Origin of the sequence: Cellulomonas sp. APG4 (genome assembly GCF_009996735.1) — a bacterium.
Taxonomy (GTDB): domain Bacteria; phylum Actinomycetota; class Actinomycetes; order Actinomycetales; family Cellulomonadaceae; genus Actinotalea.
Genome location: NZ_JAACYI010000018.1, coordinates 41,096 through 62,787 on the forward strand (window position 1 = coordinate 41,096; position 21,692 = coordinate 62,787).

At 73.8% G+C, this 21,692-nt stretch carries 21 protein-coding genes; 15 read left to right on the top strand and 6 right to left on the bottom strand.

The window, feature by feature from the left end; genetic code table 11:
* Window positions 1-3 precede the first annotated feature (3 nt).
* Genes GXB85_RS13205 through GXB85_RS13230 form a run of 6 tightly spaced genes read left to right on the top strand, consistent with a single transcriptional unit; the run spans window position 4 to window position 5,983 of the window.
* The gene (locus tag GXB85_RS13205) at window positions 4-507 is read left to right on the top strand and encodes a PH domain-containing protein (RefSeq protein ID WP_161918122.1); all 504 of its coding nucleotides are present in this window, start codon (window positions 4-6) and stop codon (window positions 505-507) included.
* A complete protein-coding gene (locus GXB85_RS13210; protein WP_161918123.1) occupies window positions 504-2,018 on the top strand; it encodes a PH domain-containing protein in 1,515 nt (504 codons plus the stop codon). Before GXB85_RS13205 ends, GXB85_RS13210 begins: the two co-directional genes overlap by 4 nt.
* Window positions 2,015-2,962, top strand: coding sequence for a Rossmann-like and DUF2520 domain-containing protein (locus GXB85_RS13215; protein WP_161918124.1), 948 nt, complete (start codon window positions 2,015-2,017; stop codon window positions 2,960-2,962). Before GXB85_RS13210 ends, GXB85_RS13215 begins: the two co-directional genes overlap by 4 nt.
* Entirely contained in the window at window positions 2,959-3,816 is an 858-nt protein-coding gene (gene panC / locus GXB85_RS13220) for a pantoate--beta-alanine ligase (protein ID WP_161918125.1), read from the top strand. Before GXB85_RS13215 ends, panC begins: the two co-directional genes overlap by 4 nt.
* Complete coding sequence (gene panD / locus GXB85_RS13225; RefSeq protein ID WP_237728251.1) at window positions 3,813-4,235, top strand: aspartate 1-decarboxylase; 423 nt, start codon at window positions 3,813-3,815, stop codon at window positions 4,233-4,235. The genes panC and panD overlap by 4 nt, the downstream gene beginning before the upstream one ends.
* On the top strand, window positions 4,232-5,983 hold the full coding sequence (locus tag GXB85_RS13230) for an L-aspartate oxidase (protein ID WP_370524238.1): 1,752 nt from the start codon (window positions 4,232-4,234) through the stop codon (window positions 5,981-5,983). The genes panD and GXB85_RS13230 overlap by 4 nt, the downstream gene beginning before the upstream one ends.
* Here the strand turns inward: GXB85_RS13230 and GXB85_RS13235 are convergent.
* From GXB85_RS13235 to GXB85_RS13250, 4 genes are all read right to left on the bottom strand, one after another.
* A complete protein-coding gene (locus GXB85_RS13235; protein ID WP_161918127.1) occupies window positions 5,917-6,252 on the bottom strand; it encodes a rhodanese-like domain-containing protein in 336 nt (111 codons plus the stop codon). The two genes, GXB85_RS13230 and GXB85_RS13235, sit on opposite strands and share 67 nt — an antisense overlap.
* On the bottom strand, window positions 6,252-7,943 hold the full coding sequence (locus GXB85_RS13240) for an FAD-dependent oxidoreductase (protein WP_161918128.1): 1,692 nt from the start codon (window positions 7,941-7,943) through the stop codon (window positions 6,252-6,254). Before GXB85_RS13240 ends, GXB85_RS13235 begins: the two co-directional genes overlap by 1 nt.
* A 127-nt stretch (window positions 7,944-8,070) precedes the next feature.
* Window positions 8,071-8,334 carry a metal-sensitive transcriptional regulator gene (locus GXB85_RS13245; RefSeq protein ID WP_161918159.1) on the bottom strand — a complete coding sequence of 88 codons (264 nt, stop codon included), beginning with the start codon at window positions 8,332-8,334 and terminating at the stop codon, window positions 8,071-8,073.
* Window positions 8,335-8,364: 30 nt separating this feature from the next.
* Window positions 8,365-8,718 (bottom strand): rhodanese-like domain-containing protein, encoded by a 354-nt coding sequence (locus GXB85_RS13250; RefSeq protein WP_161918129.1) that lies wholly within the window; start codon window positions 8,716-8,718, stop codon window positions 8,365-8,367.
* Between the two features lie 101 nt (window positions 8,719-8,819).
* On the opposite strand from GXB85_RS13250, the gene nadC reads away from it, so the two are divergent.
* The 4 genes from nadC (at window position 8,820) to GXB85_RS13265 (ending at window position 11,901) form a co-directional block, all read left to right on the top strand.
* Window positions 8,820-9,737: a carboxylating nicotinate-nucleotide diphosphorylase gene (gene nadC, locus GXB85_RS13255; RefSeq protein ID WP_370524239.1), complete on the top strand. Its 918-nt coding sequence runs from the start codon at window positions 8,820-8,822 to the stop codon at window positions 9,735-9,737.
* On the top strand, window positions 9,734-11,281 hold the full coding sequence (gene lysS, locus GXB85_RS13260) for a lysine--tRNA ligase (protein WP_161918131.1): 1,548 nt from the start codon (window positions 9,734-9,736) through the stop codon (window positions 11,279-11,281). Before nadC ends, lysS begins: the two co-directional genes overlap by 4 nt.
* Window positions 11,282-11,304: 23 nt before the next feature.
* The gene (locus GXB85_RS17880; RefSeq protein ID WP_202627952.1) at window positions 11,305-11,469 is read left to right on the top strand and encodes a hypothetical protein; all 165 of its coding nucleotides are present in this window, start codon (window positions 11,305-11,307) and stop codon (window positions 11,467-11,469) included.
* 93 nt (window positions 11,470-11,562) lie between these two features.
* The gene (locus tag GXB85_RS13265) at window positions 11,563-11,901 is read left to right on the top strand and encodes an Lsr2 family protein (protein WP_161918132.1); all 339 of its coding nucleotides are present in this window, start codon (window positions 11,563-11,565) and stop codon (window positions 11,899-11,901) included.
* Between the two features lie 92 nt (window positions 11,902-11,993).
* Here the strand turns inward: GXB85_RS13265 and xylB are convergent, their stop codons facing one another.
* Both xylB and xylA read right to left on the bottom strand, forming a co-directional pair.
* Window positions 11,994-13,427, bottom strand: coding sequence for a xylulokinase (xylB, locus tag GXB85_RS13270; RefSeq protein WP_161918133.1), 1,434 nt, complete (start codon window positions 13,425-13,427; stop codon window positions 11,994-11,996).
* A 123-nt stretch (window positions 13,428-13,550) separates the two neighbouring features.
* The gene (gene xylA, locus GXB85_RS13275; RefSeq protein ID WP_161918134.1) at window positions 13,551-14,738 is read right to left on the bottom strand and encodes a xylose isomerase; all 1,188 of its coding nucleotides are present in this window, start codon (window positions 14,736-14,738) and stop codon (window positions 13,551-13,553) included.
* A 177-nt stretch (window positions 14,739-14,915) separates the two neighbouring features.
* Here xylA and GXB85_RS13280 point away from each other — a divergent pair, with 177 nt between their 5' ends.
* The 5 genes from GXB85_RS13280 to GXB85_RS13300 all read left to right on the top strand — a co-directional run bounded on the left by GXB85_RS13280 (window position 14,916) and on the right by GXB85_RS13300 (window position 21,578).
* Window positions 14,916-16,160, top strand: coding sequence for an ROK family transcriptional regulator (locus tag GXB85_RS13280; protein WP_161918135.1), 1,245 nt, complete (start codon window positions 14,916-14,918; stop codon window positions 16,158-16,160).
* Between the two features lie 267 nt (window positions 16,161-16,427).
* Window positions 16,428-17,564, top strand: a complete 1,137-nt coding sequence (chvE, locus tag GXB85_RS13285; protein ID WP_161918136.1) for a multiple monosaccharide ABC transporter substrate-binding protein — start codon at window positions 16,428-16,430, stop codon at window positions 17,562-17,564.
* 131 nt (window positions 17,565-17,695) lie between these two features.
* Entirely contained in the window at window positions 17,696-19,276 is a 1,581-nt protein-coding gene (mmsA, locus tag GXB85_RS13290; protein WP_161918137.1) for a multiple monosaccharide ABC transporter ATP-binding protein, read from the top strand.
* Window positions 19,273-20,445 (top strand): multiple monosaccharide ABC transporter permease, encoded by a 1,173-nt coding sequence (mmsB, locus tag GXB85_RS13295; protein ID WP_161918138.1) that lies wholly within the window; start codon window positions 19,273-19,275, stop codon window positions 20,443-20,445. The genes mmsA and mmsB overlap by 4 nt, the downstream gene beginning before the upstream one ends.
* A gap of 26 nt (window positions 20,446-20,471) precedes the next feature.
* On the top strand, window positions 20,472-21,578 hold the full coding sequence (locus GXB85_RS13300; RefSeq protein ID WP_161918139.1) for a beta-propeller fold lactonase family protein: 1,107 nt from the start codon (window positions 20,472-20,474) through the stop codon (window positions 21,576-21,578).
* The last annotated feature ends 114 nt before the right edge of the window (window positions 21,579-21,692 follow it).

Sequence of the window (21,692 nt, forward strand, 5' to 3'; positions counted from 1 at the left end):
AGGATGGTGCGCATGACCCAGCACCCCGACGTCTTCGACCTGCCCGGGATGGCGTGGCAGCGGGTCTCCCCGCGCCTGACCACCGTGCGCCTGATCAGCGCGGGGATCACTCTCGCGCTGCCCCTGGCGGGTGGCGTGGTGCTCGCGGTGCTCGTGGGCTCGCCGTGGCTGTGGCTCGTGCCCACCGCGGTGGCCGCCCTGGCCGTGTGGACCGCCGTCGTCGTGCCGCGCCAGGTGCGTGCGATCGGCTACGCCGAGCGCGACGACGACCTGCTGATCCGCTCGGGCGTGCTCTTCCGGTCGCTCGTCGTGGTGCCCTACGGACGCATGCAGTTCGTCGACGTCCAGGCGGGCCCGCTGGACCGCTGGGGCGGGGTCGCCAAGGTGCAGCTCCACACGGCATCGCCCTCGAGCGACGCCGTGATCCCCGGCCTGCCGCCCGAGGAGGCGGCCCGCCTTCGTGACCGTCTGGCTGCGCGCGGCGAGGCGCAGCTCGCGGGCCTGTGACCACCCCGCACCCCGCCCCCGGGCCGCACGCGCCGGACGCCCTCGCGGCCCAGCCCGGCGTCGCCGACCCCGCTCCCGACGCCCCCGCCGACCGCTGGCGCCGCGTCCACCCCGTGACCCCCGCGGTCAGGGGGTGGAAGGTCATCGTCGTGCTGCTGGTGGTGCTGGGCCAGCAGGTGAGCCAGAACGTCGTGGCGGCGCGCGAGGCGATCGACGCCGTGGGCTGGCTCCCGGTGCTCGGCCTCGTGGTGGTCGTCGCGCTCATCGGCTTCGGCTACTCGGCGATCGCCTGGCGCATGACGCGCTACGCGATCGACGACGAGGCCGTCTACCTGCACACGGGCGTGCTCTTCCGCCAGCAGCGCAGCGCACGGCTCGACCGCATCCAGGCGATCGACGTGGTGCAGCCCGTCCTGGCGCGCATCTTCGGCCTGGCGGAGCTCAAGATCGAGGTGGCCGGCGGCAGCGACTCGGCGGTCGCCCTCGCGTTCCTCAAGGAGGCCGACGCGCAGGCCGTGCGCAACGAGATCCTCGCGCGGGCCGCGGGGGTGCGCTTCGGCACGCCCGAGCAGCCCGAGGCGCCCGTCGCGCCGGAGCGGCCCATGGTCGCGGTGCCGCCGGGCCGCCTCGTGAGCTCGCTCGTGCGTTCGTCGGCGACGTTCTGGGCGGTCGTCGCCGTCGCGGTGGTGACGGTCACGGCGATCACGACGCGATCGGTCGGCTCGACGTTCGCGATGCTGCCCGTCCTCGCAGGCACGATCGGCTACCTGTGGCAGCGGTTCGCGGGCGAGTTCGGCTTCCGCTCGGCGCTCTCGCCCGACGGCATCCGGCTGCGCCGGGGGCTGCTCGAGACGCGGACGCAGACGGTGCCGCCCGGCCGCGTCCAGGCGGTCCGGCTCACCCAGCCCCTCTTGTGGCGCGGACCAGACTGGTGGCGCGTCCAGGTCAACGTGGCCGGCTACGGCCAGGGCGACGGCACGTCGTCGACCGAGACCGTCCTGCTGCCCGTGGGCGACCGTGACGAGGCCCTCGCGACGCTGTGGCTCGTCGTCCCGGACCTGGGCGTCGCGGACGCGCGCGCCCTGCTCGACGTCGCGCTCGCCGGGCAGGGCCCCGACGGCGGGTTCACCACGAGCCCGCGCCGGGCGCGCTGGCTCGACCCGCTCTCGTGGCGGCGCGAGGGCTTCGTCGTGACGCCGCGCGCCCTGCTCGCACGCTCGGGGCGCTTCGTGCGTCGCCTCGTCGTGGTCCCGCACGAGCGCACCCAGTCCCTCGGCCTCGTCCAGGGTCCGCTGCAGCGGCGCCTCGGTCTCGCCTCGTTCACGCTGCACTCGACGCCGGGCCCCGTCGCGCCGCGTGTCGACCACCTCGACGCGGCCGCGGCCTCGGAGCTGATGACCGAGCAGGCCGCCCGCGCCCGTGCCGCGCGCGCCGCCGCGGGGCCCGAGCGCTGGATGTCGGAGCTCGCCGCGGCGCAGGACGACCCGGCGGGCGAGGCACGTCCGTCATGACCGCGCCCGGACGCCTGGGCGTCGGCGTGGTCGGGGCAGGTCGCGTCGGGGCCGTGCTCGGCAGCGCCCTGCGCGCGACCGGGCACGCCGTCGTGGGGGCGAGCGGCATCTCGGCCGCGACCACCGAGCGCATCGCGACGCTGCTGCCGGGTGTCCCGCACCTCGAGGTGCCCGAGGTCGTCGAGCGTGCCGAGCTGGTGCTGCTGACCGTGCCCGACGACGCGCTCACCGAGCTCGTCGAGGGGCTCGCCCGCCTCGGGGCGTGGCAGCCCGGGCAGATCGTCGTGCACACCGCGGGCGCCCACGGGACCGCGGTGCTCGAGCCCGCGCGCGCGCTCGGCGCGATCCCGCTCGCGCTGCACCCCGCGATGACCTTCACGGGCACGTCGCTCGACCTGGGCCGGCTCGTGGGCTGCACGTTCGCGGTGACGGCCCCGGCGCCCGTGCTCCCCATCGGCCAGGCGCTCGTGGTCGAGATCGGCGGTGAGCCCGTGGTGGTCGCCGAGGAGGCGCGACCGCTCTACCACGCGGCCCTCGCCCACGGTGCGAACCACCTCGTCGTGCTCGTCGCCCAGGCCGCGCAGGCCCTCGCTGGCGCGGGCGTCGCCGAGCCGCACCGCGTGCTCGGCCCCCTGCTCACCGCGGCCCTCGACGGCGCGGTGCGGGCGTCGGCGTCGATCGGGGAGGACCCGGCCGGGACCGCGGCCGCGGGCGTCGCCGTCCTGACCGGGCCCGTGGTCCGCGGGGACGCGGGGACGGTGGCGGCGCACCTGCGCGAGCTCACCGCGCTCGCGGGCCGCGAGCCTCGCGCCGCCGACGTCCCGGCGACGTACCGCGCGCTCGCCCGTGCCACGGCCGCCCGCGCGCTCGCGGGTGGCCGGATCGGCACGTCGTCGGCCCAGGCCGTGCTCGACGTGCTCGCCGAGCCCGAGGAGGACAGATGACCAGGCCCCCCGTCGTGGTGCGCACGCGCCGTGAGCTCGCGATCGCCCTGGTGCCCGTGCCCCGGCGCGCCGTCGTCATGACCATGGGTGCGCTGCACGAGGGCCACCTGAGCCTCGTGCGCGAGGCGCGCTCGCGCGCCGACCAGGTGGTCGTGACGATCTTCGTGAACCCCCTCCAGTTCGCCCCGACGGAGGACCTCGAGCGCTACCCGCGTGACCTCGAGGGCGACGTCGCGCTGCTCGCCGGCGCCGGGGCCGACGTCGTCTTCGCCCCGACGGTCGACGAGGTGTACCGCGACGAGCCCGTGGTGCGCGTCGACGCGGGCGAGGTCGGCTCGCGCCTCGAGGGGGCGCACCGTCCGGGCCACCTCGACGGCGTGCTCACCGTGGTGCTCAAGCTGCTGCACCTCGTGCGGCCGCAGGTCGCGCTGTTCGGCCAGAAGGACGCCCAGCAGCTCATGGCGGTGCGCCGCATGGTCCACGACCTCGACGTTCCCGTCGAGGTGGTCGCGGTGCCCACGGTGCGCGACCCGGACGGCCTCGCGCTGTCCTCGCGCAACGCGTACCTCGACCCGTCCGAGCGCCAGGTCGCGCTCGGCCTCTCGCGTGCCCTGCGGCTCGCCGAGCAGCGGGCGCGTGCCGGTGCGGGGGCCGACGAGGTGCGGCTCGCCGCCGCGGCAGAGCTCGCGCGCACGGACCGCCTCGTGGTCGACTACGTCGCGCTGATCGACCCGGTCCTCGCGCGTGACGTCGCGGGCGACCACCGCGGGGCGGCCGTCCTGGCGGTCGCCGGCCGCGTGGGGTCGACGCGCCTGATCGACAACGTCGTGCTCGAGATCGAGGAGACCGCATGAGGATGCGACCGATGATGGTGGGCAAGATCCACCGCGCCACGGTGACCCAGGCGGACCTGCACTACGTGGGCTCCGTCACCGTCGACGCAGACCTGCTCGACGCCGCGGACGTGCTCCCGGGCCAGCAGGTGGACGTCGTCGACGTGACCAACGGGGCGCGGCTGACGACGTACGCGATCGCGGGTGAACGCGGGTCGGGCACCGTGTGCATCAACGGCGCCGCGGCCCACCTGGTGCACCCGGGCGACGTCGTGATCCTCATCGCCTACGCGATGCTCGACGAGGACGAGGCCCGCACGTACAGCCCCCACGTGGTGCACGTCGACGCGCAGAACCGGCTCGTCGAGGTGGGTGAGGACCCGGGTGCTCCGCTCGAGGGCCTGGCGACCTCCGCGCTCCCGTGGGGCGCGACGCGGTGAGGCTCGCGCGTCGGCTCGCGGGCCCCGTCCCGGGGTGGACCGCCACGGCCGACGTCGTGGTCGTGGGCTCGGGCATCGCAGGTCTGACGGCCGCGCTGCGCCTGCGTACGCGCGTCCCCCGGGTGCTGCTGGTCACCAAGGGCGCCCTCGCGTCCGGCTCGACGGTGTGGGCGCAGGGCGGGATCGCCGCGGCGCTCGCCCCGACGGACTCGCCGGCCGCCCACCGCGACGACACGATCGCGGCCGGGGGCGGCCTGTGCGACCCGGACGCCGTCGACGTCCTGGTGACCGAGGGCCCCGCGCGCGTGCGCGAGCTCGCGGGCCTGGGCGCGGCGTTCGACACGGGGCCCGACGGCGGCCTGGCGCTCACGCGCGAGGGCGGGCACGGTGCCGATCGGATCGCGCACGCGGGCGGCGACGCGACGGGCGCGGAGATCTCACGTGCGCTCGTCGCGCAGCTCGAGGCGGTGCGGGCGGACCCGGGCATCGAGGTGATCGAGCACGCGCTCGTGCTGGACCTGCTCACGGCCGCGCCGGACGCCGACGGCCGGCCCGGGCCCGTGTGCGGCGTGACGCTGCACGTGATCGGCGAGGGCAGCCGGGACGGCGAGGGCGCCGCGCTCGGCCGCGCCGTCGTGCTCGCGACCGGCGGCATCGGCCAGGTCTACCCGTCCTCGACCAACCCGGCCTCGGCCACGGGGGACGGGCTCGCGGCCGCGCTGCGTGCGGGGGCCGCGGTGGCCGACGTCGAGTTCGTCCAGTTCCATCCGACGGTGCTGTGGCTCGGCGCGGGGGTCAAGGGGCAGCTCGCGCTCGTCTCCGAGGCCGTGCGTGGCGAGGGGGCGTGGCTGGTCGACACCGACGGCGTGCGGTTTATGCCCGCCGAGCACCCGCTCGCCGAGCTCGCACCGCGGGACGTCGTGGCGCACGCGATCGTGCGCCGCATGGCGAGCACGGGCTCGGACCACGTCTTCCTCGACGCGCGCCACCTGGGCGCGGCGTTCCTCGCGGAGCGGTTCCCGACGATCGCGCAGCGGCTCGCGGCCGAGGGGATCGACCTGGGCAACGACCTGGTGCCCGTCGCACCGGCGCAGCACTACCACTCGGGCGGGGTGCTGACGGACGTGTACGGGCGCTCGGGCGTCGAGGGGCTGTGGGCGGTCGGGGAGGCCGCGTGCACGGGCGTGCACGGCGCCAACCGGCTCGCGTCGAACTCGCTGCTCGAGGGCCTGGTCTTCGCGCACCGCGCGGCCGACGACGTCGTCGCGCGGGTTGCGGCGGGCGACCTGCCGCAGCTCGAGCCGGTCGAGCGGGGCGGCCCGGCTGCGCTCGTCGCGGCGGCGGCCCGGCCGCGGCTCCAGCGGCTCGCGCAGCGCGGGCCCGGGGTCATCCGCTCCGAGGCGGGTCTCGCCGCGGCTGCCGATGCGCTCGCGTCTGTGCCCACGCGTGCGCACCTGGACCCGGGCACGGTCGCGAGCCCCCAGACGGCGGAGTGGGAGACGACCAACCTGCACCAGGTCGCCTCGGTGCTCACCGCGGCCGCGCGCGCCCGGACCGAGAGCCGGGGCGGGCACTTCCGTGAGGACTTCCCCGAGCCCGACGACGGCGCGTGGCGCGTACGTCTGGTCGCGTCGCTGGACCCGGACGGCGGGCTCGTGCTCGACCGCGTGCCCCTCAGCGCTCAGTCGAGCGGGAACCCCGCGGCACGCCAGGCGCCCGTACCGCCGGCGACGTTGACGACCTCGTGACCCTGCTGGGCGAGCCACGCCGTGGCCTGTCCCGAGCGGTTCCCCGACTGGCAGATCAGGTACACCTCGCCCGGACGCGCCGTCACCTCGGTCACGCGGTCGACGAACGTGGTGAGCGGCACGTTGAGCGCTCCCGGCACGTGGCCCGTGGCGAACTCGTGCTCCTCGCGCACGTCGACCACGGTGCGGGGCGTGCCGTCGTCGCTGCCGAGCGCGGCGCGCAGCCCTGCGACGTCGATCGTCGGGATCTGCTCGGGTCCGGTGGTCATCAGGCCTCCTCGATCTCGGCGGTGGCGAGCTCCAGGCCCGGGACGGCGGCCTGCAGCGTGAGCATGCCACCCGAGAGGTTGGCGGAGTCGAACCCGGCCTGGTCGAGCACGCGGTGCGCGAGGTAGGACCGGAACCCGCTCGCGCAGTGCACGCGCACGGGGCGCCCGGCTGCGACCGCCCGCACCTCGTCGAGCCTCTCGCGCAGCTCGGTGTGCGGCACGTTGAGCGCGCCGGGGAGGTGCCCGCGTGCGAACTCGCCGCGTGAGCGCACGTCGAGCACGAGAGCCGTCGCGCGCACCTGGTCGAGGTCACGCGGGTACCAGAGCCGCAGGGTGCCGTCGAGCACGTTCTGGGCCACGAAGCCGGCCATGTTGACGGCGTCCTTGGCCGAGCCGTAGGGCGGCGCGTAGGCGAGTTCGAGCTCCGCGAGGTCGTCGGCCGTCATGCCTGCGGCGAGTGCCGTGGCCAGCACGTCGATGCGCTTGTCGACTCCTTCGCGGCCCACGGCCTGCGCGCCGAGCAGGCGGCCGTCGGCGCCCACGTGCACGAGCAGGTGGAGCTGCTCGGCCCCCGGGAAGTAGCCGGCGTGGTGCCCCGGGTGCACGTGCACCGTGTGGTGCTCGACGCCTGCACGCTCGAGCGTGCGGTGGTTGGCCCCCGTGGAGGCCGCCGTGAGGCCGAACACGCGCACGACGGCGGTGCCCAGCACCGGCCGGGCCTCGGTCGACGAGGTGAGCCGGCCGAAGATCGCGTCCGCGGCGCGCCGGCCCTGGCGGTTGGCGGGGCCCGCGAGCGGCACGGGGGCGACGGTCCCGGTGACGGCGTGGCGCACCGTGGTCGCGTCGCCCACGGCCCACACGTGCGGGTCGGAGGTGCGCTGCTGCGCGTCGACGACGATCGCGCCGTTGACGCCGAGCTCGAGGCCGGCGTCGCGTGCGAGCCGGCTGTCGGGGGCGACACCGACGGACAGCACGACGAGGTCGGTCGGCAGCACGGTGCCGTCCGAGAGGGTGACCTCGAGCGAGGTCTCGGCCCCCGGGGTGCGGGTGACCCGCTGGGCCGCGACGCCCACGTGGGTGCGTACGCCGTGCGCGGCGAGCTCCGCGTCGAGCAGGGACGCGAGCTCGTCGTCGATCACGGGGAGCACGTGCGGTGCGAGGTCCACCAGGTCCACGTCGAGGCCGCGCACGCGCAGGGCCTCGGCGGCCTCGAGGCCGATGTAGCCGGCGCCCAGCACCACGGCGCGGCGTGCGCCGTCAGCGACGAGGGCGCGCAGCGCATCGGCGTCGGGGAGGGTGCGCAGCGTGTGCACGCCGGGCAGGTCGAGCCCCTCGACCGGCGGGCGCACCGCCGCGGCACCGGGGGCGAGCACGAGGGCGTCGTAGGCGAACGTCTCGACGCCGTGGGCAGACCGTGCGGTGACGGTGCGCGCCGCACGGTCGATCGCGACCACCTCGTGGCCCGTGCGGACGTCGAGGTCGAGCGCCGCGCGCAGCGAGGCCGGCGTCTGCAGCAGCAGCGAGTTGCGGTCCGCGATCTCGTCACCCACGTGGTACGGCAGGCCGCAGTTGGCGAACGAGACGTAGGCGTCGCGCTCGAGGACGAGGATCTCGGCGTCCTCTGACAGGCGACGTGCCCGCGCCGCGGCGCTCATGCCCCCGGCGACCCCGCCGACGATGACGATCTTCATGACTCTCCTCCGTGCGGCTCGCCGCCGCGCCTGGGTGGTTCCTTCAGGTCCGCGGACGTCAACATACCCCGTGGGGTATTGATTCCCTGGGACCGAGGTCACGCCCCCGGGCGGGCGACGGCGGCGGTCAGGCGAGCGACAGGAAGAGCTTCTGCAGGCGCTCGCGGTCGATGCCTGCGGCCTCGTCGCCCTCGAGGATGCAGCGCTCGAGGCCCGTCGCGATGATCGCGAAGCCGGCGCGGTCGAGCGCCTTCGAGGCGGCCGAGAGCTGCGTCACGACGTCGACGCAGTCGGCGCCGGACTCGAGCATCTTGAGCACGCCGCCGATCTGCCCCTGGGCGCGACGGAGGCGATGGATGACCGACGTCATCTCTGCGGGGTCGAGCTGCATGCGCGCACGTCCTTCGGTGCTGTCCACGGGTCAGTCCTGCCCGGCGGCGCGCCATGCGGCGAGGCCGCCCGAGAGGCTCGTCGCACGGTACCCCGCCGCGCGCAGGCGGGCGGCGGCGCCGCGCGAACGCATGCCCGAGGCGCACATGACGACCACCGGCGCCTCCTTGGGCAGGCGACGGGCCTCGGCGTCGAGCCGGCCGAGCGGGATGTGGCGTGCCCGGCGGGCGTGGCCGCGGCGCCACTCGTCGCGCTCGCGCACGTCGACGAGCACGGCGCCGGCGTCCAGCAGCTCGACCGCGCGGGCCACGGGCACGCTGCGGGGCACGGCGTCGGGGTCGCGGCGCAGCAGGCGGTCGAGGAAGGAGCGGCGGGTGGTGGTCATGGTGGGTCCTCTCGTCGGTGATGAACATACCCCAAGGGGTATAACCCACGGGAGGCCCGAGGATTCCCGCGGGCCGTGCGTGCGCCGCTACCGTGGGGCCCGTGACCAGCGCCCCCACCCCCGTCCGCACGCCCGGGCTCGACCCGGCGTGGCTGCGCCGCACCGTCGCTGTCGCGCTCGACGAGGACCTGGGCCCCGCCCCGGGCCGTGACGTGACGTCGCAGGCGACCATCGACCCCACGACCAGCGGCACCGCGGAGCTGGTCGCGCGCGCCGACGGCGTGCTCGCGGGTCTGCCCGTGGTCGCCGAGGTGCTCGACCAGGTCGCGGTACGCCTGGGCACGGCGCCCGTGCGGGTCGAGGTCCTGACCGCCGACGGCGGCCGCGTCGTGACGGGGACGCGCGTGGCACGCCTCGTCGGGCCGGTGCTGAGCCTCCTCGTGGCCGAGCGGACGATGCTCAACCTCCTCTCGCGGGCGTCGGGGGTCGCGACGCACACGCGCAGGTGGGCCGACGCGCTCGAGGGCACGGGCGCGCGCGTGCTCGACACGCGCAAGACCACACCCGGCCTGCGCGAGCTCGAGAAGTACGCGGTGCGCTGCGGCGGGGGCACGAACAAGCGCATGGGGCTGTTCGACGTCGCGATGGTCAAGGACAACCACGTGGTGGCGGCCGGCTCCGTGACGGCCGCCGTCCGCGCGGTCCGCAAGCGTTTCCCCGACGTCGAGGTACAGGTCGAGGCGGACACCCTCGCCCAGGCGGTCGAGGCCGTCGAGGCCGGTGCGCGGTTCCTGCTGCTCGACAACATGGCACCGGAGATGCTGCGCGAGGTGGTCGCGGCCGTACGCGCCCTCGAGCCGACGCACGGGCGCGTCGAGCTCGAGGCCACGGGCAACCTGACGCTCGAGGCGGCCGCGCGGGTCGCCGCGACCGGGGTAGACCACCTCAGCGTCGGCGCGCTGACCCACTCCTCGCCCATCCTCGACCTCGCGCTCGACCTCGTAGGATCACCCGGGTGACCGCGCCCGAGCCCACCCCCGCGACCGCAGCCGCAGGCGACCCCGTCGTCGACGAGACGTTCGGTGAGGACGTCCCCGAGCAGATCCGCGTCCGGCGCGCCAAGCGCGAGCGCATGCTCGCCGAGGGGCGCGAGCCCTTCCCGGTGGGCGTCCCCGTCACGGCGACGATCGCCCAGGTGCGTGCGCAGCACGGCGACCTCGAGGCCGGCCAGGAGACGGACGTCGAGGTGGGCGTCGCGGGCCGGGTCGTGTTCCTGCGCAACACCGGCAAGCTGTGCTTCACCACGCTCCAGGACGGCGAGGGCAACCGCCTCCAGGTCATGCTGAGCCAGGCGGTCGTGGGCGAGGACGAGCTCGAGCGGTTCAAGGCCGACGTCGACCTGGGCGACCACCTGTTCGCGCACGGCCGGGTGATCTCCTCGCGCCGCGGCGAGCTGAGCGTGTTCGCCGACGAGTGGCGGATGGCCGCCAAGGCGCTGCGCCCGCTGCCGGTGCTGCACAAGGAGATGTCCGAGGAGGCGCGCGTGCGCCGCCGCGAGGTCGACCTCGTGGTGCGTCCGGCCGCACGGGACACCGTGCGCCTGCGCGCCGCCGTCGTGCGCTCGCTGCGCGAGAACTTCCACCGGCGCGGCTACCTCGAGGTCGAGACCCCGATGCTGCAGACGCTGCACGGCGGTGCGGCCGCGCGGCCGTTCACGACCCACATGAACGCGTTCGACCTCGACCTCTACCTGCGCATCGCACCCGAGCTGTTCCTCAAGCGCGCCGTGGTGGGCGGCGTCGAGCGCGTCTTCGAGATCAACCGCAGCTTCCGCAACGAGGGGGCGGACTCGACCCACTCACCCGAGTTCGCGACGCTCGAGGCCTACGAGGCGTATGGCGACTACGACACGATGGCGGCCCTCACGCAGGACCTCGTGCAGACCGCGGCGCTCGACGCGCTCGGCACCACTGCGCTGACCCTCGCCGACGGGACCGAGTACGACATCGGCGGGGACTGGACCCACCTGAGCCTGTACGGCTCGCTGTCGGAGGCGCTCGGGCAGGAGATCACCCCGCAGACGTCCGTCGCGGACCTCATGCGGCTCGTCGAGCAGTTCGACCTCCAGGTGGACCCGGCGCGGCAGAACCACGGAAAGCTCGTCGAGGAGCTGTGGGAGCACCACGTGGGAGACACGCTGCACGCCCCCACGTTCGTGCGCGACTTCCCGGTCGAGACGAGCCCGCTCACACGTGACCACCGGAGCATCCCCGGCGTCGTCGAGAAGTGGGACCTGTACGTGCGCGGGGTCGAGACCGCGACCGCGTACTCCGAGCTGGTCGACCCGGTGGTGCAGCGCAGGCGATTCGAGGCGCAGGCACTTCTCGCGGCCGCGGGTGACGACGAGGCCATGGCGCTCGACGAGGACTTCCTGACCGCGATGGAGCACGCGATGCCCCCCGCGGGCGGCATGGGCATGGGCATCGACCGCCTGCTCATGGCGCTGACGGGGCTCAACATCCGCGAGACGATCCTGTTCCCGCTGGTCAAGCCGTTGTCCTGACTGCGCGGAGTAGCATCGTCCGCATGCCCGTGGCTCTCGAGGTGCTCGCCGCGCTCGCACCGTCCGTCGGTGTCGGGCTCGTCTTCTGGTACGCGATGCGCGCCATCATCCGCGCCGACAGGCGTGAGCGAATCGCGCTCGCGCGCCTCGAGGAAGCCGAGGCAAAAGGCGCCGACGACGCCGCGTGAATTCCCCCGCACATTTCTCGGGTGGGCGATCCTGCAGAAATCGTCGTAGGATCTGCGCACCAGTTCAGTCGAGCACCCGGAAATGAGAGCCAGATGGCACAGAAGGTCCAGGTCGTCCTTGTCGACGACATCGACGGCGGAACCGCTGACGAGACTGTCTCTTTCGCACTCGACGGTATCTCCTACGAGATCGACCTGAGCACCGCGAATGCGGCACGTTTCCGCGACGAGATCGCCACCTGGGTGGGCCACGCGCGCCGCGTCGGGGGCCGCGCACGCAGCGGGCGCCGTGGCGGCGCCTCGCGCGGCCAGAGCCGCGGCTCGGGGGAGAGCGCCGCGATCCGCGAGTGGGCGCGCGAGAACGGCTTCACCGTCAACGAGCGCGGCCGCATCCCGGCCGAGGTGCGCGAGGCGTACGAGAAGTCGCGCTGACGGCTTCCTCCCGGCGGTAGGTCGAGCCGGGCGCACGAGAACGACGAGGCCCGCGGTGCACGCACCGCGGGCCTCGTCGTTCCTCCGGCCGGTCAGCCCCGGGTCGCGGTGAGCTCACGCACCTCGGCGTACCGGGCGCGCACGGCGGGCTCCACGGGCTGGTCGTGGACCTCCGCGGGCGCGGGGGTCCACGCGGGCGGCTCGGCACCGCCGGCTCCCGCGCGCGACGCGAGCACCCACGCGGCCTGACGCGCGGCACCGTCGGCGACGTACTCGCCCGGCTCGGGCACGCTCACGGGGAGGCCGAGCACGGTGGGGGCGATGCGACGGACCGCCTCGGACTGGGCGCCCCCGCCGATGAGCTGCAGGCGCTCGACCGGCACGCCCTGGGCGCGGAGCGCGTCGAGGCCGTCCGCGAGGGCGCACAGCATGCCCTCGACGGCCGCGCGCGCGAGGTGGGAGGGCGTGGTGTTCGCGAGCCTCAGCCCGTGCAGCGCGCCGGTCGCGTCGGGCTTGTTCGGTGTGCGCTCACCCTCCAGGTAGGGCACCAGGACGAGGCCGTCCGCGCCTGCGGGCGCCGAGAGCGCGAGCTCGCTGAGGCCCGCGTGGTCGACCCCGAGCATGCGGGCGGCGGCGTCGAGGACGCGCGAGGCGTTGAGGGTCGCGCACAGCGGCAGGTAGCGGCCGGTCGCGTCGGCGAACCCGGTGACGAGCCCCGAGGTGTCCGCGGTGGGCTCGTCCGCGATCGCCGAGACGACGCCCGACGTCCCGATCGAGATCGTGACGTCGCCCGCGCTCATGCCGAGGCCCAGGGCCGCGGCGGCGTTGTCGCCGGCGCCGGGGCCCACCAGGAGCGTGCCCGAGGCCCGCTCGACCACGTGCGCCGCCTCCGCCGGGCCGACGACCCGGGGGAGCACCGCGTCGTGACCGAGGCCGAGCTCGAGCAGGTCGCGTCGGTACCCCTCGGTCACGGGCGACCAGTAACCGGTGCCCGACGCGTCCGAGCGGTCGGTCGCGAGGGCCGCGAGGTCGGCGTTGCCGGGCCCGTAGCCGGCGAGGCGCCAGCTGAGCCAGTCGTGCGGGAGCGCGACGGCGGCGACCCGCGCGGCGTTGTCCGGCTCGGCGTCGCGCAGCCAACGCAGCTTGGTCACCGTGAGCGACGCGACCGGGACGGATCCGATCGACCGCGCCCACTCGGCCGGCCCGCCGAGCTCGTCGACGAGGTCGAGGGCGGCCTGGGCGGAGCGGGTGTCGTTCCAGAGCAGGGCGGGGCGGATCACCTCGCCGTGCTCGTCGAGCACGACCATGCCGTGCTGCTGGCCGCCCACCGCGACAGCCGCGACGTCGTCCAGGCCACCGGCCTGCTCGAGCGCCTCGGTGAGCGCGGTCCACCAGTGGTCCGGGTGCACCTCGGTGCCCTCGGGGTGACGCGCGCGACCCGAGCGCACGAGCGCGCCGGTCTCCGCGTCACGGATGACGACCTTGCAGGACTGGGTGGACGAGTCCACCCCGGCGACCAGCGCCATGACGGCTCCTTCGATACGCGTGTGGTCGGTCGCGGCGGGGCGACCGACCACGGGGGACGGGAGCCGGCGGCCCGCCGCCCCGCCACGTCGGGCGGGGGCGGCGGGACGCCGGGGAGAGCAGGGTCAGCGGGCGCCGATCGCGTGCTCGAGCGCCAGCTGGTTGAGCCGGACGAAGTGGAAGCCGCGCGCGGCGACGGCGTCGACGTCGAGCTCCTCGTAGGCCGAGCGGTCCGCGAGCAGGTCGGCGAGCGTCTCGCCCTCGCCCAGGGTGGGCGTGGCGAGCTCGAGGACGCCGGACGCCTCGAGGGCCTCCTGGACCTCGGGGTCGGCACGGAAGGCCTTCGCGCGCTCGGCCAGCAGGATGTACGTCGACATGTTGGCGGCGGCCGAGTCCCAGACGCCCGTCATGTCCTCGGTGCGCGAGGGCTTGTAGTCGAAGTGCACCGGGCCGTCGTAGCGCGGGCCACCGCTCGGGAAGCCGTTGACGAGCAGGTCGACCGTCGCGAAGGCGGAGAACAGGTCGCCGTGGCCGAAGACCAGGTCCTGGTCGTACTTGATCGAGCGCTGGCCGTTGAGGTCGATGTGGAAGAGCTTGTCGGCCCACAGCGCCTGGGCGATGCCGGTGGTGTAGTTCAGGCCGGCCATCTGCTCGTGGCCCGTCTCCGGGTTGAGGCCCACGATGTCCCCGTGCTCGAGCTTGGCGATGAGCGCGAGGGCGTGGCCGACGGTCGGGAGCAGGATGTCGCCGCGGGGCTCGTTCGGCTTGGGCTCGAGGGCGATCTTGAGGTCGTAGCCCTTCTCCTTGATGTAGCCCGCCACCGTGTCGATGCCCTCGGCGTAACGCTCGTGCGCGGCGTAGAGGTCCTTCGCGGAGTCGTACTCGGCGCCCTCGCGGCCGCCCCACATGACGAACGTCTTGGCGCCGAGCTCGGCCGCGAGGTCGACGTTGCGGACGATCTTGCGCAGGCCGTAGCGGCGCACGCGGCGGTCGTTCGAGGTGAACGCGCCGTCCTTGAAGATCGGGTGCGTGAAGGTGTTGGTCGTGACCATCTCGACCTTGATGCCGGTCTCGTCCAGCGCACCGCGGAAGCGGGCGAGGATGCGGTCGCGCTCGGCCGCGTCGGAGCCGAACGGCACGACGTCGTCGTCGTGGAAGGTCACGAAGGACGCGCCGAGCTCGGCCAGACGGTGGACGGACTCGACCGGGTCCAGGTCGGGACGCGTCGCGTCACCGAACTGGTCACGGGCCGCCCATCCGACGGTCCAGAGGCCGAAGGAGAACTTGTCCTCGGGGGTGGGCTTGCGAACCATGTCCATCTCCTCGCTGCTGCGGCCGGTGGGCCGGCGGGTGGCCCGGCGACGAGCCGGTGCGTCGTCGGCGACGCGGCCCGGAGGCCTCGCCCGGGGAGGGGGCGGACGTCCGGAAGGGCCACGCTGCCATTTGTTGTGTGAATGAACTTATCCCTCCCGAGCGGGTAGGGTCAAGACATGGACGACGTCGCGCCGCGCCCCGAGGCCGCCGGCCGCACGCGTCGTCGCGGGCTCGCGGTCCGCGCGCAGGGCATGCGGCACCACAACCTGCGCCTCGCGCTGCGGCACGTCCTGGACGCCCCGGAGCCGGTGTCCCGCGCGGACATCGCCCAGGCGACGGGCCTCACGCGGGCCACGGTCTCGGCGCTCGTCGACCGTCTGCTCGCCGCAGGGCTCGTGGTCGAGATGGCGCCTGTCGCGGCCCAGCGCGCCGGCCGGCCCGCCGTGCCGCTGGCGCCCGCCCGGGGGACCGTCGCCGCGCTCGGCATGGAGGTCAACGTCGACTACCTGGGCGTGCGCGGCGTCGACCTCGCGGGGCGCGTGGTCTCGGAGCGCGTCGAGCTCGGTGACTTCCGCGGCTCGCAGCCCGCGCGCGTGCTCGACCGGTTGGCCGACCTCGCGGACTCGGTGCTCGCACTGCTCTCCGCCGACGGCGTCGCGCTCGTGGGCACCGCGCTCGCGCTGCCCGGTCTGGTGGACCGCGTGACCGGCCCGCTGCGCCTGGCGCCGAACCTCGGGTGGCGCGACGTCGACGTCGTCAGCCTGCTGTCCGCGCACCCGGTGCTCGCGGGCCTCCCCCCGCGGCTCGCGAACGAGGCCAAGCTCGCGGCGCGTGCGGAGGCCCAGGTGCGGCGCCACCGCGGGCCCACGAGCTTCCTGTACGTCTCGGGAGAGGTCGGCGTCGGCATGGCGATCGTGCTCGACGGCGAGATCTACCCCGGGCGGCACGGCTGGAGCGGCGAGATCGGGCACACCGCGCTCGGCACCGCAGGGGAGCCAGGCACCGGCGGCACGCTCGAGGCCTACGCCGGTCAGGACGCGATCCTCGAGCGGGCCGGTCTCGCGAGGCAGACGCCGCTCGCGGAGCTGGTCGCACGTGCCGACGCGGGCGAGGTCGCCGTGCGCGAGGCGCTGGGCGTCGCGGGGCGTGCGCTCGGCACGGCGCTCGCGAACGTGGTCAACGTCGTGGACGTGGACCACGTCGTGCTCGGGGGCACGTACGCGGCGCTCGCGCCCCACCTGCGCCCGCACGTCGCGGCCCAGCTCGAGGCGCGGGTGATCTCGGCGCCCTGGTCCTCGGTCGAGATCGAGACGGCGTCGGCCGGGCAGTACCCGGCGATGACGGGCGGTGCGCTCGCGGTCCTGCGGGCCTACGTCGACGAGCCCGCGGCCTGGGCGGGGGACGAGCCCGAGGGCGCCTGACGGGCCGCGTCACCCGATCGGCCGCGCCCGCGGCCAGGAGCGGGGATCCGTGACCACATCGTGACCTCGACCCGGGCCCTCCGGCCTTGTCCCGGCTGCATTGACTTCACTATCGTTAACTCAACGAGTGCATAAGTTCACTCGACCAACAAAACCGTCGGTCGCCGAGGAGGGTGACCATCCGAGGTGTCGCCGAGGACGCCCGGGGGCGGTGGCGGGGGTCACGCGTCGGAGGCTCCGGCGCGCACGGACCGAAGGGTGACGAAGATGTCGTTCAGGACGACCAGGGCGGTGGCCGCGTTCGCGGGTGCCGCGCTCCTCATGGGTGGGCTCGCCGCCTGCAGCAGCGAGCGCACCGATGACGGTGGCACCGACGCGGGCGGCGAGGCTGCTGCCTCCGACACGCTCGTCGGGATCGCGATGCCCACCAAGAGCCTCGAGCGCTGGAACAAGGACGGCTCGAACCTCGAGAGCCTCCTGCAGGACGCGGGCTACGAGACGAACCTGCAGTACGCCGACAACAAGGTGGACCAGCAGATCACGCAGCTCCAGAACATGATCAACGCGGACGCCGACATCCTCGTCGTCGCGTCGATCGACGGCACGGCCCTGGGCCCGGTGCTCGCCGACGCCAAGTCGAAGGACATCACGGTCATCGCGTACGACCGCCTGATCAACGAGACGCCGGACGTCGACTACTACGCGACGTTCGACAACTACCAGGTGGGCCAGGAGCAGGGGAAGTTCATCGAGGAGACCCTGGGCCTCGCCGACGGTGAGGGCCCGTACAACCTCGAGCCCTTCGCCGGGTCGCCTGACGACAACAACGCGAAGTTCTTCTTCTCGGGTGCGTGGGACGTCCTGCTGCCCTACGTCGAGTCGGGTCAGCTCGTGGTGCCCTCGGGCAAGTCGCCGGTCGACAACGAGGCGTGGCAGAGCATCGGCATCCTCGGCTGGGGCTCGGACGACGCCCAGGCCGAGATGGAGACGCGCCTGAACTCGTTCTACGCGGGCGGCGAGACGGTCGACGTCGTGCTCTCGCCGAACGACTCCCTCGCGCTCGGCATCGCCCAGGCCCTCGAGGCCGCGGGCTACACCCCGGGTGAGGACTGGCCGGTGCTCACCGGTCAGGACGGCGACCAGGCCAACGTGAACAACATGCTGGCCGACAAGCAGTCGATGACCGTGTGGAAGGACACCCGCACGCTCGCCGCGCAGGTCGCGAAGATGATCGACCAGATCGTCGCCGGCGAGACCGTCGAGGTCAACGACGAGGAGACCTACGACAACGGGGTCAAGACCGTCCCGACCTACCTGCTGCCGCCCAAGGTCGTCACCAAGGACACGGTCCAGGCCGACCTGGTCGACTCCGGGTTCTACGACGCGGCCGACCTCGACCTCTGAGCCGTCCGGTGGGGGCGTGGCGAGCGCCACGCCCCCGCTGACGGCCGGCCGCCCGTCCCACCGGTCACGAGCCGGTGGGACGGGCGGGCGGACGTCAGCCCCCATTCCCACGAAGGAGGTGTGAGCTGACCATGTCGAGCGACCACCCGACGTCGGCCCCGACGACGTCGACCGAGCACCCCATCCTCGAGATGCGGGGCATCACCAAGACGTTCCCGGGCGTCAAGGCGCTCCAGGACGTGACGCTGAACGTGCGCCGCGGCGAGGTCCACGCGATCTGCGGCGAGAACGGCGCGGGCAAGTCGACCCTCATGAAGGTGCTGTCGGGGATCTACCCCCACGGCACCTACGAGGGGGACATCCTCTTCGAGGGGAAGCCCTGCGAGTTCCGCACCATCCGCGACAGCGAGCACCGCGGGATCGTGATCATCCACCAGGAGCTCGCGCTGAGCCCCTACCTGTCGATCGCCGAGAACATCTTCCTCGGCAACGAGCAGTCCTCGCGCGGCGTGATCGACTGGACGAAGACCAACCTCGAGGCGGCCAAGCTGCTCGCGCGGGTCGGTCTCACCGAGAGCCCTGACACCAAGATCATCGACATCGGTGTGGGCAAGCAGCAGCTCGTCGAGATCGCCAAGGCGCTCTCCAAGCGGGTCAAGCTGCTCATCCTCGACGAGCCCACCGCGGCGCTCAACGACGAGGACAGCGCCCACCTGCTCGACCTGATCCGCAGCCTCAAGGGCCAGGGCATCACGTCGATCATCATCAGCCACAAGCTCAACGAGATCGCGGCGATCGCGGACTCCACGACGGTGATCCGTGACGGGCGCTCGATCGAGACCCTCGACATGCACGGGGCCGAGCCGGTGACCGAGGAGCGGATCATCCGCGGCATGGTCGGCCGCTCGCTCGACCAGCGCTTCCCGCACCGCTCGGCGACCATCGGCGAGGAGGCGCTGCGCATCGAGGACTGGACGGTCCACCACCCGGTGCAGCACGAGCGCGTCGTCGTCGACGCCGCCAACCTGAGCGTGCGCCGGGGTGAGGTCGTGGGGATCGCGGGCCTCATGGGTGCGGGCCGCACCGAGCTCGCGATGAGCGTCTTCGGCCGTACTTACGGCAGCAACATCCGCGGCCGCGTGGTCAAGGACGGGCAGGAGGTGCGGCTGCACAGCGTGAGCGACGCGATCAAGGCGGGCATCGCCTACGTGAGCGAGGACCGCAAGCGCTACGGGCTCAACCTGATCAACGACGTCAAGCGCAACATCACGGCGTCGGCGCTCGGCAAGGTCTCGCGCTGGGGCGTCATGGACGCCAACGGGGAGACCAGGATCGCCAACCGCTACCGCACCGACATGAACATCAAGACGCCCACGGTCGACGCGCTCGTGGGCAACCTCTCGGGCGGCAACCAGCAGAAGGTCGTCCTGAGCAAGTGGGTCTTCACCGACCCGGACGTGCTGATCCTCGACGAGCCCACGCGTGGCATCGACGTCGGGGCCAAGTACGAGATCTACACCATCATCAACCGACTGGCCGAGGAGGGGAAGGCGGTCATCGTCATCTCCTCGGAGCTCCCCGAGCTGCTCGGCCTCTGCGACCGCATCTACGCGCTGAGCCAGGGCCGCATCACGGGCGAGGTCTCCCGTGAGGACGCGACCCAGGAGAACCTCATGCGCTACATGACCATGGAGAGGGAGACGTCCCGATGAGCAGCATCAAGCAGGCGCTGGGGGGAGACCTCCGGCAGTACGGCATCGTGGGTGCCCTCATCGCGATCGTCCTGCTGTTCCAGATCACGACCGACGGCAAGCTCCTGCTGCCGAACAACATCGCGAGCCTGGTGCAGCAGAACGCCTACGTGATGATCCTCGCGATCGGCATGGTGATCGTGATCATCGCTGGGCACATCGACCTCTCCGTGGGCTCGATCATCGCGTTCATCGGCGGGATCGTGGCGCTCGCGATGAAGGACGCGGGCATGCACTGGCTCGTCGCGGTCCTCATCGGCCTCGCGCTCGGTGCCGTGGTCGGTGCCTGGCAGGGGTTCTGGGTCGCCTACGTAGGGATCCCGGCGTTCATCGTGACCCTCGCGGGCATGCTGATCTTCCGCGGCCTCGCGATCGTCATCGTCGGCGAGACCGTCGCGGGCCTGCCCGGCTCGTTCAACGCCATCTCCAACGGCTACCTGCCCAACTGGCTCGGTTTCGTCGCCAACCGTGACGCGGTCACGCTCGTGCTCGGTGCCGTCTCGATCGCGGCGCTCGTCCTGAGCCAGGTCCGCGCCCGGCGCAACACGCTCAAGCACGGCCTGCACGCGGACCCGCTGGGGGCGTTCGTCGCCAAGGTCGTGGTCTCGGCTGCCCTGATCGGCTACCTCGCCTGGGTGCTCGCGGGCAGCCGCGGCGGTGCGCCGATCGTCCTGGTGCTCGTGGGCGTGCTGATCATCACGTACAGCTTCATCATGGGGAAGACGGTCTTCGGCCGTCACGTGTACGCGATCGGTGGCAACCTGCACGCCGCGATCCTCTCGGGCGTCAACACCCGTCGGGTCAACTTCATGATCTTCGTGAACATCGGCCTCCTCACGGGTGTCGCGGCCCTCGTCACGACGTCCAAGGCCGGTGCCGCGGTGGCCTCGGCCGGCAACATGTACGAGCTCGACGCGATCGCCGCGTGCTTCATCGGCGGTGCTGCCGTGACCGGCGGCGTCGGCCGGGTCTCGGGCGCGATCGTCGGCGCCCTCATCATGGGCGTGCTCAACATGGGCCTGTCGATCATGACGGTCGACTCGGCCTGGCAGCAGGCCATCAAGGGCCTCGTGCTGCTGCTCGCGGTCGCGTTCGACCTGATCAACAAGCGGCGCGCCGGAACGCGCTGACGCCGCTCCCGGTACCGTCGCGGACCATGTCGAGCTCCGCGGCGGTACCGGGAACCCAGCGCACCCTCTGGGTCGGGACGTATCCCGCGGGAGGGCCGGGCGCACCGTCGTCGGGTGAGGGCGTCTGGCGCCTCACGCTCGACACCGGGACCGGAGGGCTCACCGGGCACCTCGCGGTGCGCACCCCGTCGCCGTCGTTCCTCGCGAGCTCTGGCCGGCACCTGCTCGTGGTCGAGGAGGGCCCCGAGGGGGCGGTCACCCAGCTCACGCCCGACGCGGACGGTGAGACCGTGCTGACGGCACGCGTGAGCAGCGGCGGCGGCGACCCGTGCCACGTCCTCGTCCATCCGGACGGCCGCGCGGCCTACGTCGCGAACTACGGAGCAGGCTCCCTGGCGGTGCTCACGCTCGACCCCGACGGCGGTCTCTCGGAAGCGGTCCGCGGGTCCGGCGGTCCGGTCCAGCTGCTCGGCGGGCGAGGCTCCGGGCCCGTCGCCGGGCGTCAGGACGGCCCCCACGTGCACTCCGCCACCCTCGCCCCCGGCGGGCGCCACCTGCTCGTCGCCGACCTCGGCACGGACGAGCTGCGTCGCCACACCGTGCGTCCTGACGGGACGCTCGAGGACGACGGATACGTCGTCCGCCTGCCGGCGGGCACCGGTCCGCGCCACCTGGCCCCGGGCCCGGACGGTCACCTGTACGTGGTGGGCGAGCTCTCCGCGACCGTCCACGTGCTCGCCTGGGACGCCACCACGGGTGAGGCCCGGCACGTGCAGGCGCAGCCGGTGAGCCGTACCGCTGCGCCCGCGCGCGTGGACGTCCACCCGTCGCACCCCGTGCTCGTCACGGCCGCGCCCGACGACGAGGTGCTCGTGGTCGGCGTGCGTGGCACCGACGTCCTCGCGCGCCACGCGGTGCGGGACGGCGGCTCGCGGCTCGAGCACCTCGCGGACCAGCCGTTGCCCGGGACGCGCCCGCGCCACCTCGCCGTCGTCCCTCGTGCCGCGCCCGGGGTCGGGGCGTGGACCGTGGTCGCGCTCCAGGACTCCGACGAGGTCGTGAGCCTCACGCCCGACGGCGACGTCGCCGGGCGGTGCCCGGTGCCGCGCCCGGCCTGCGTCGTGCCCGCCTGACACCCGTCCGGCCCTCCCCGGTTCGCCCGGCCCGCCGGCACGGCGGATAATCGTCGGGGCCGCGGCGGCGCGCACGGCGACCGACCGGCCGCGGTGGCCGTCCCGGGTCCCCGC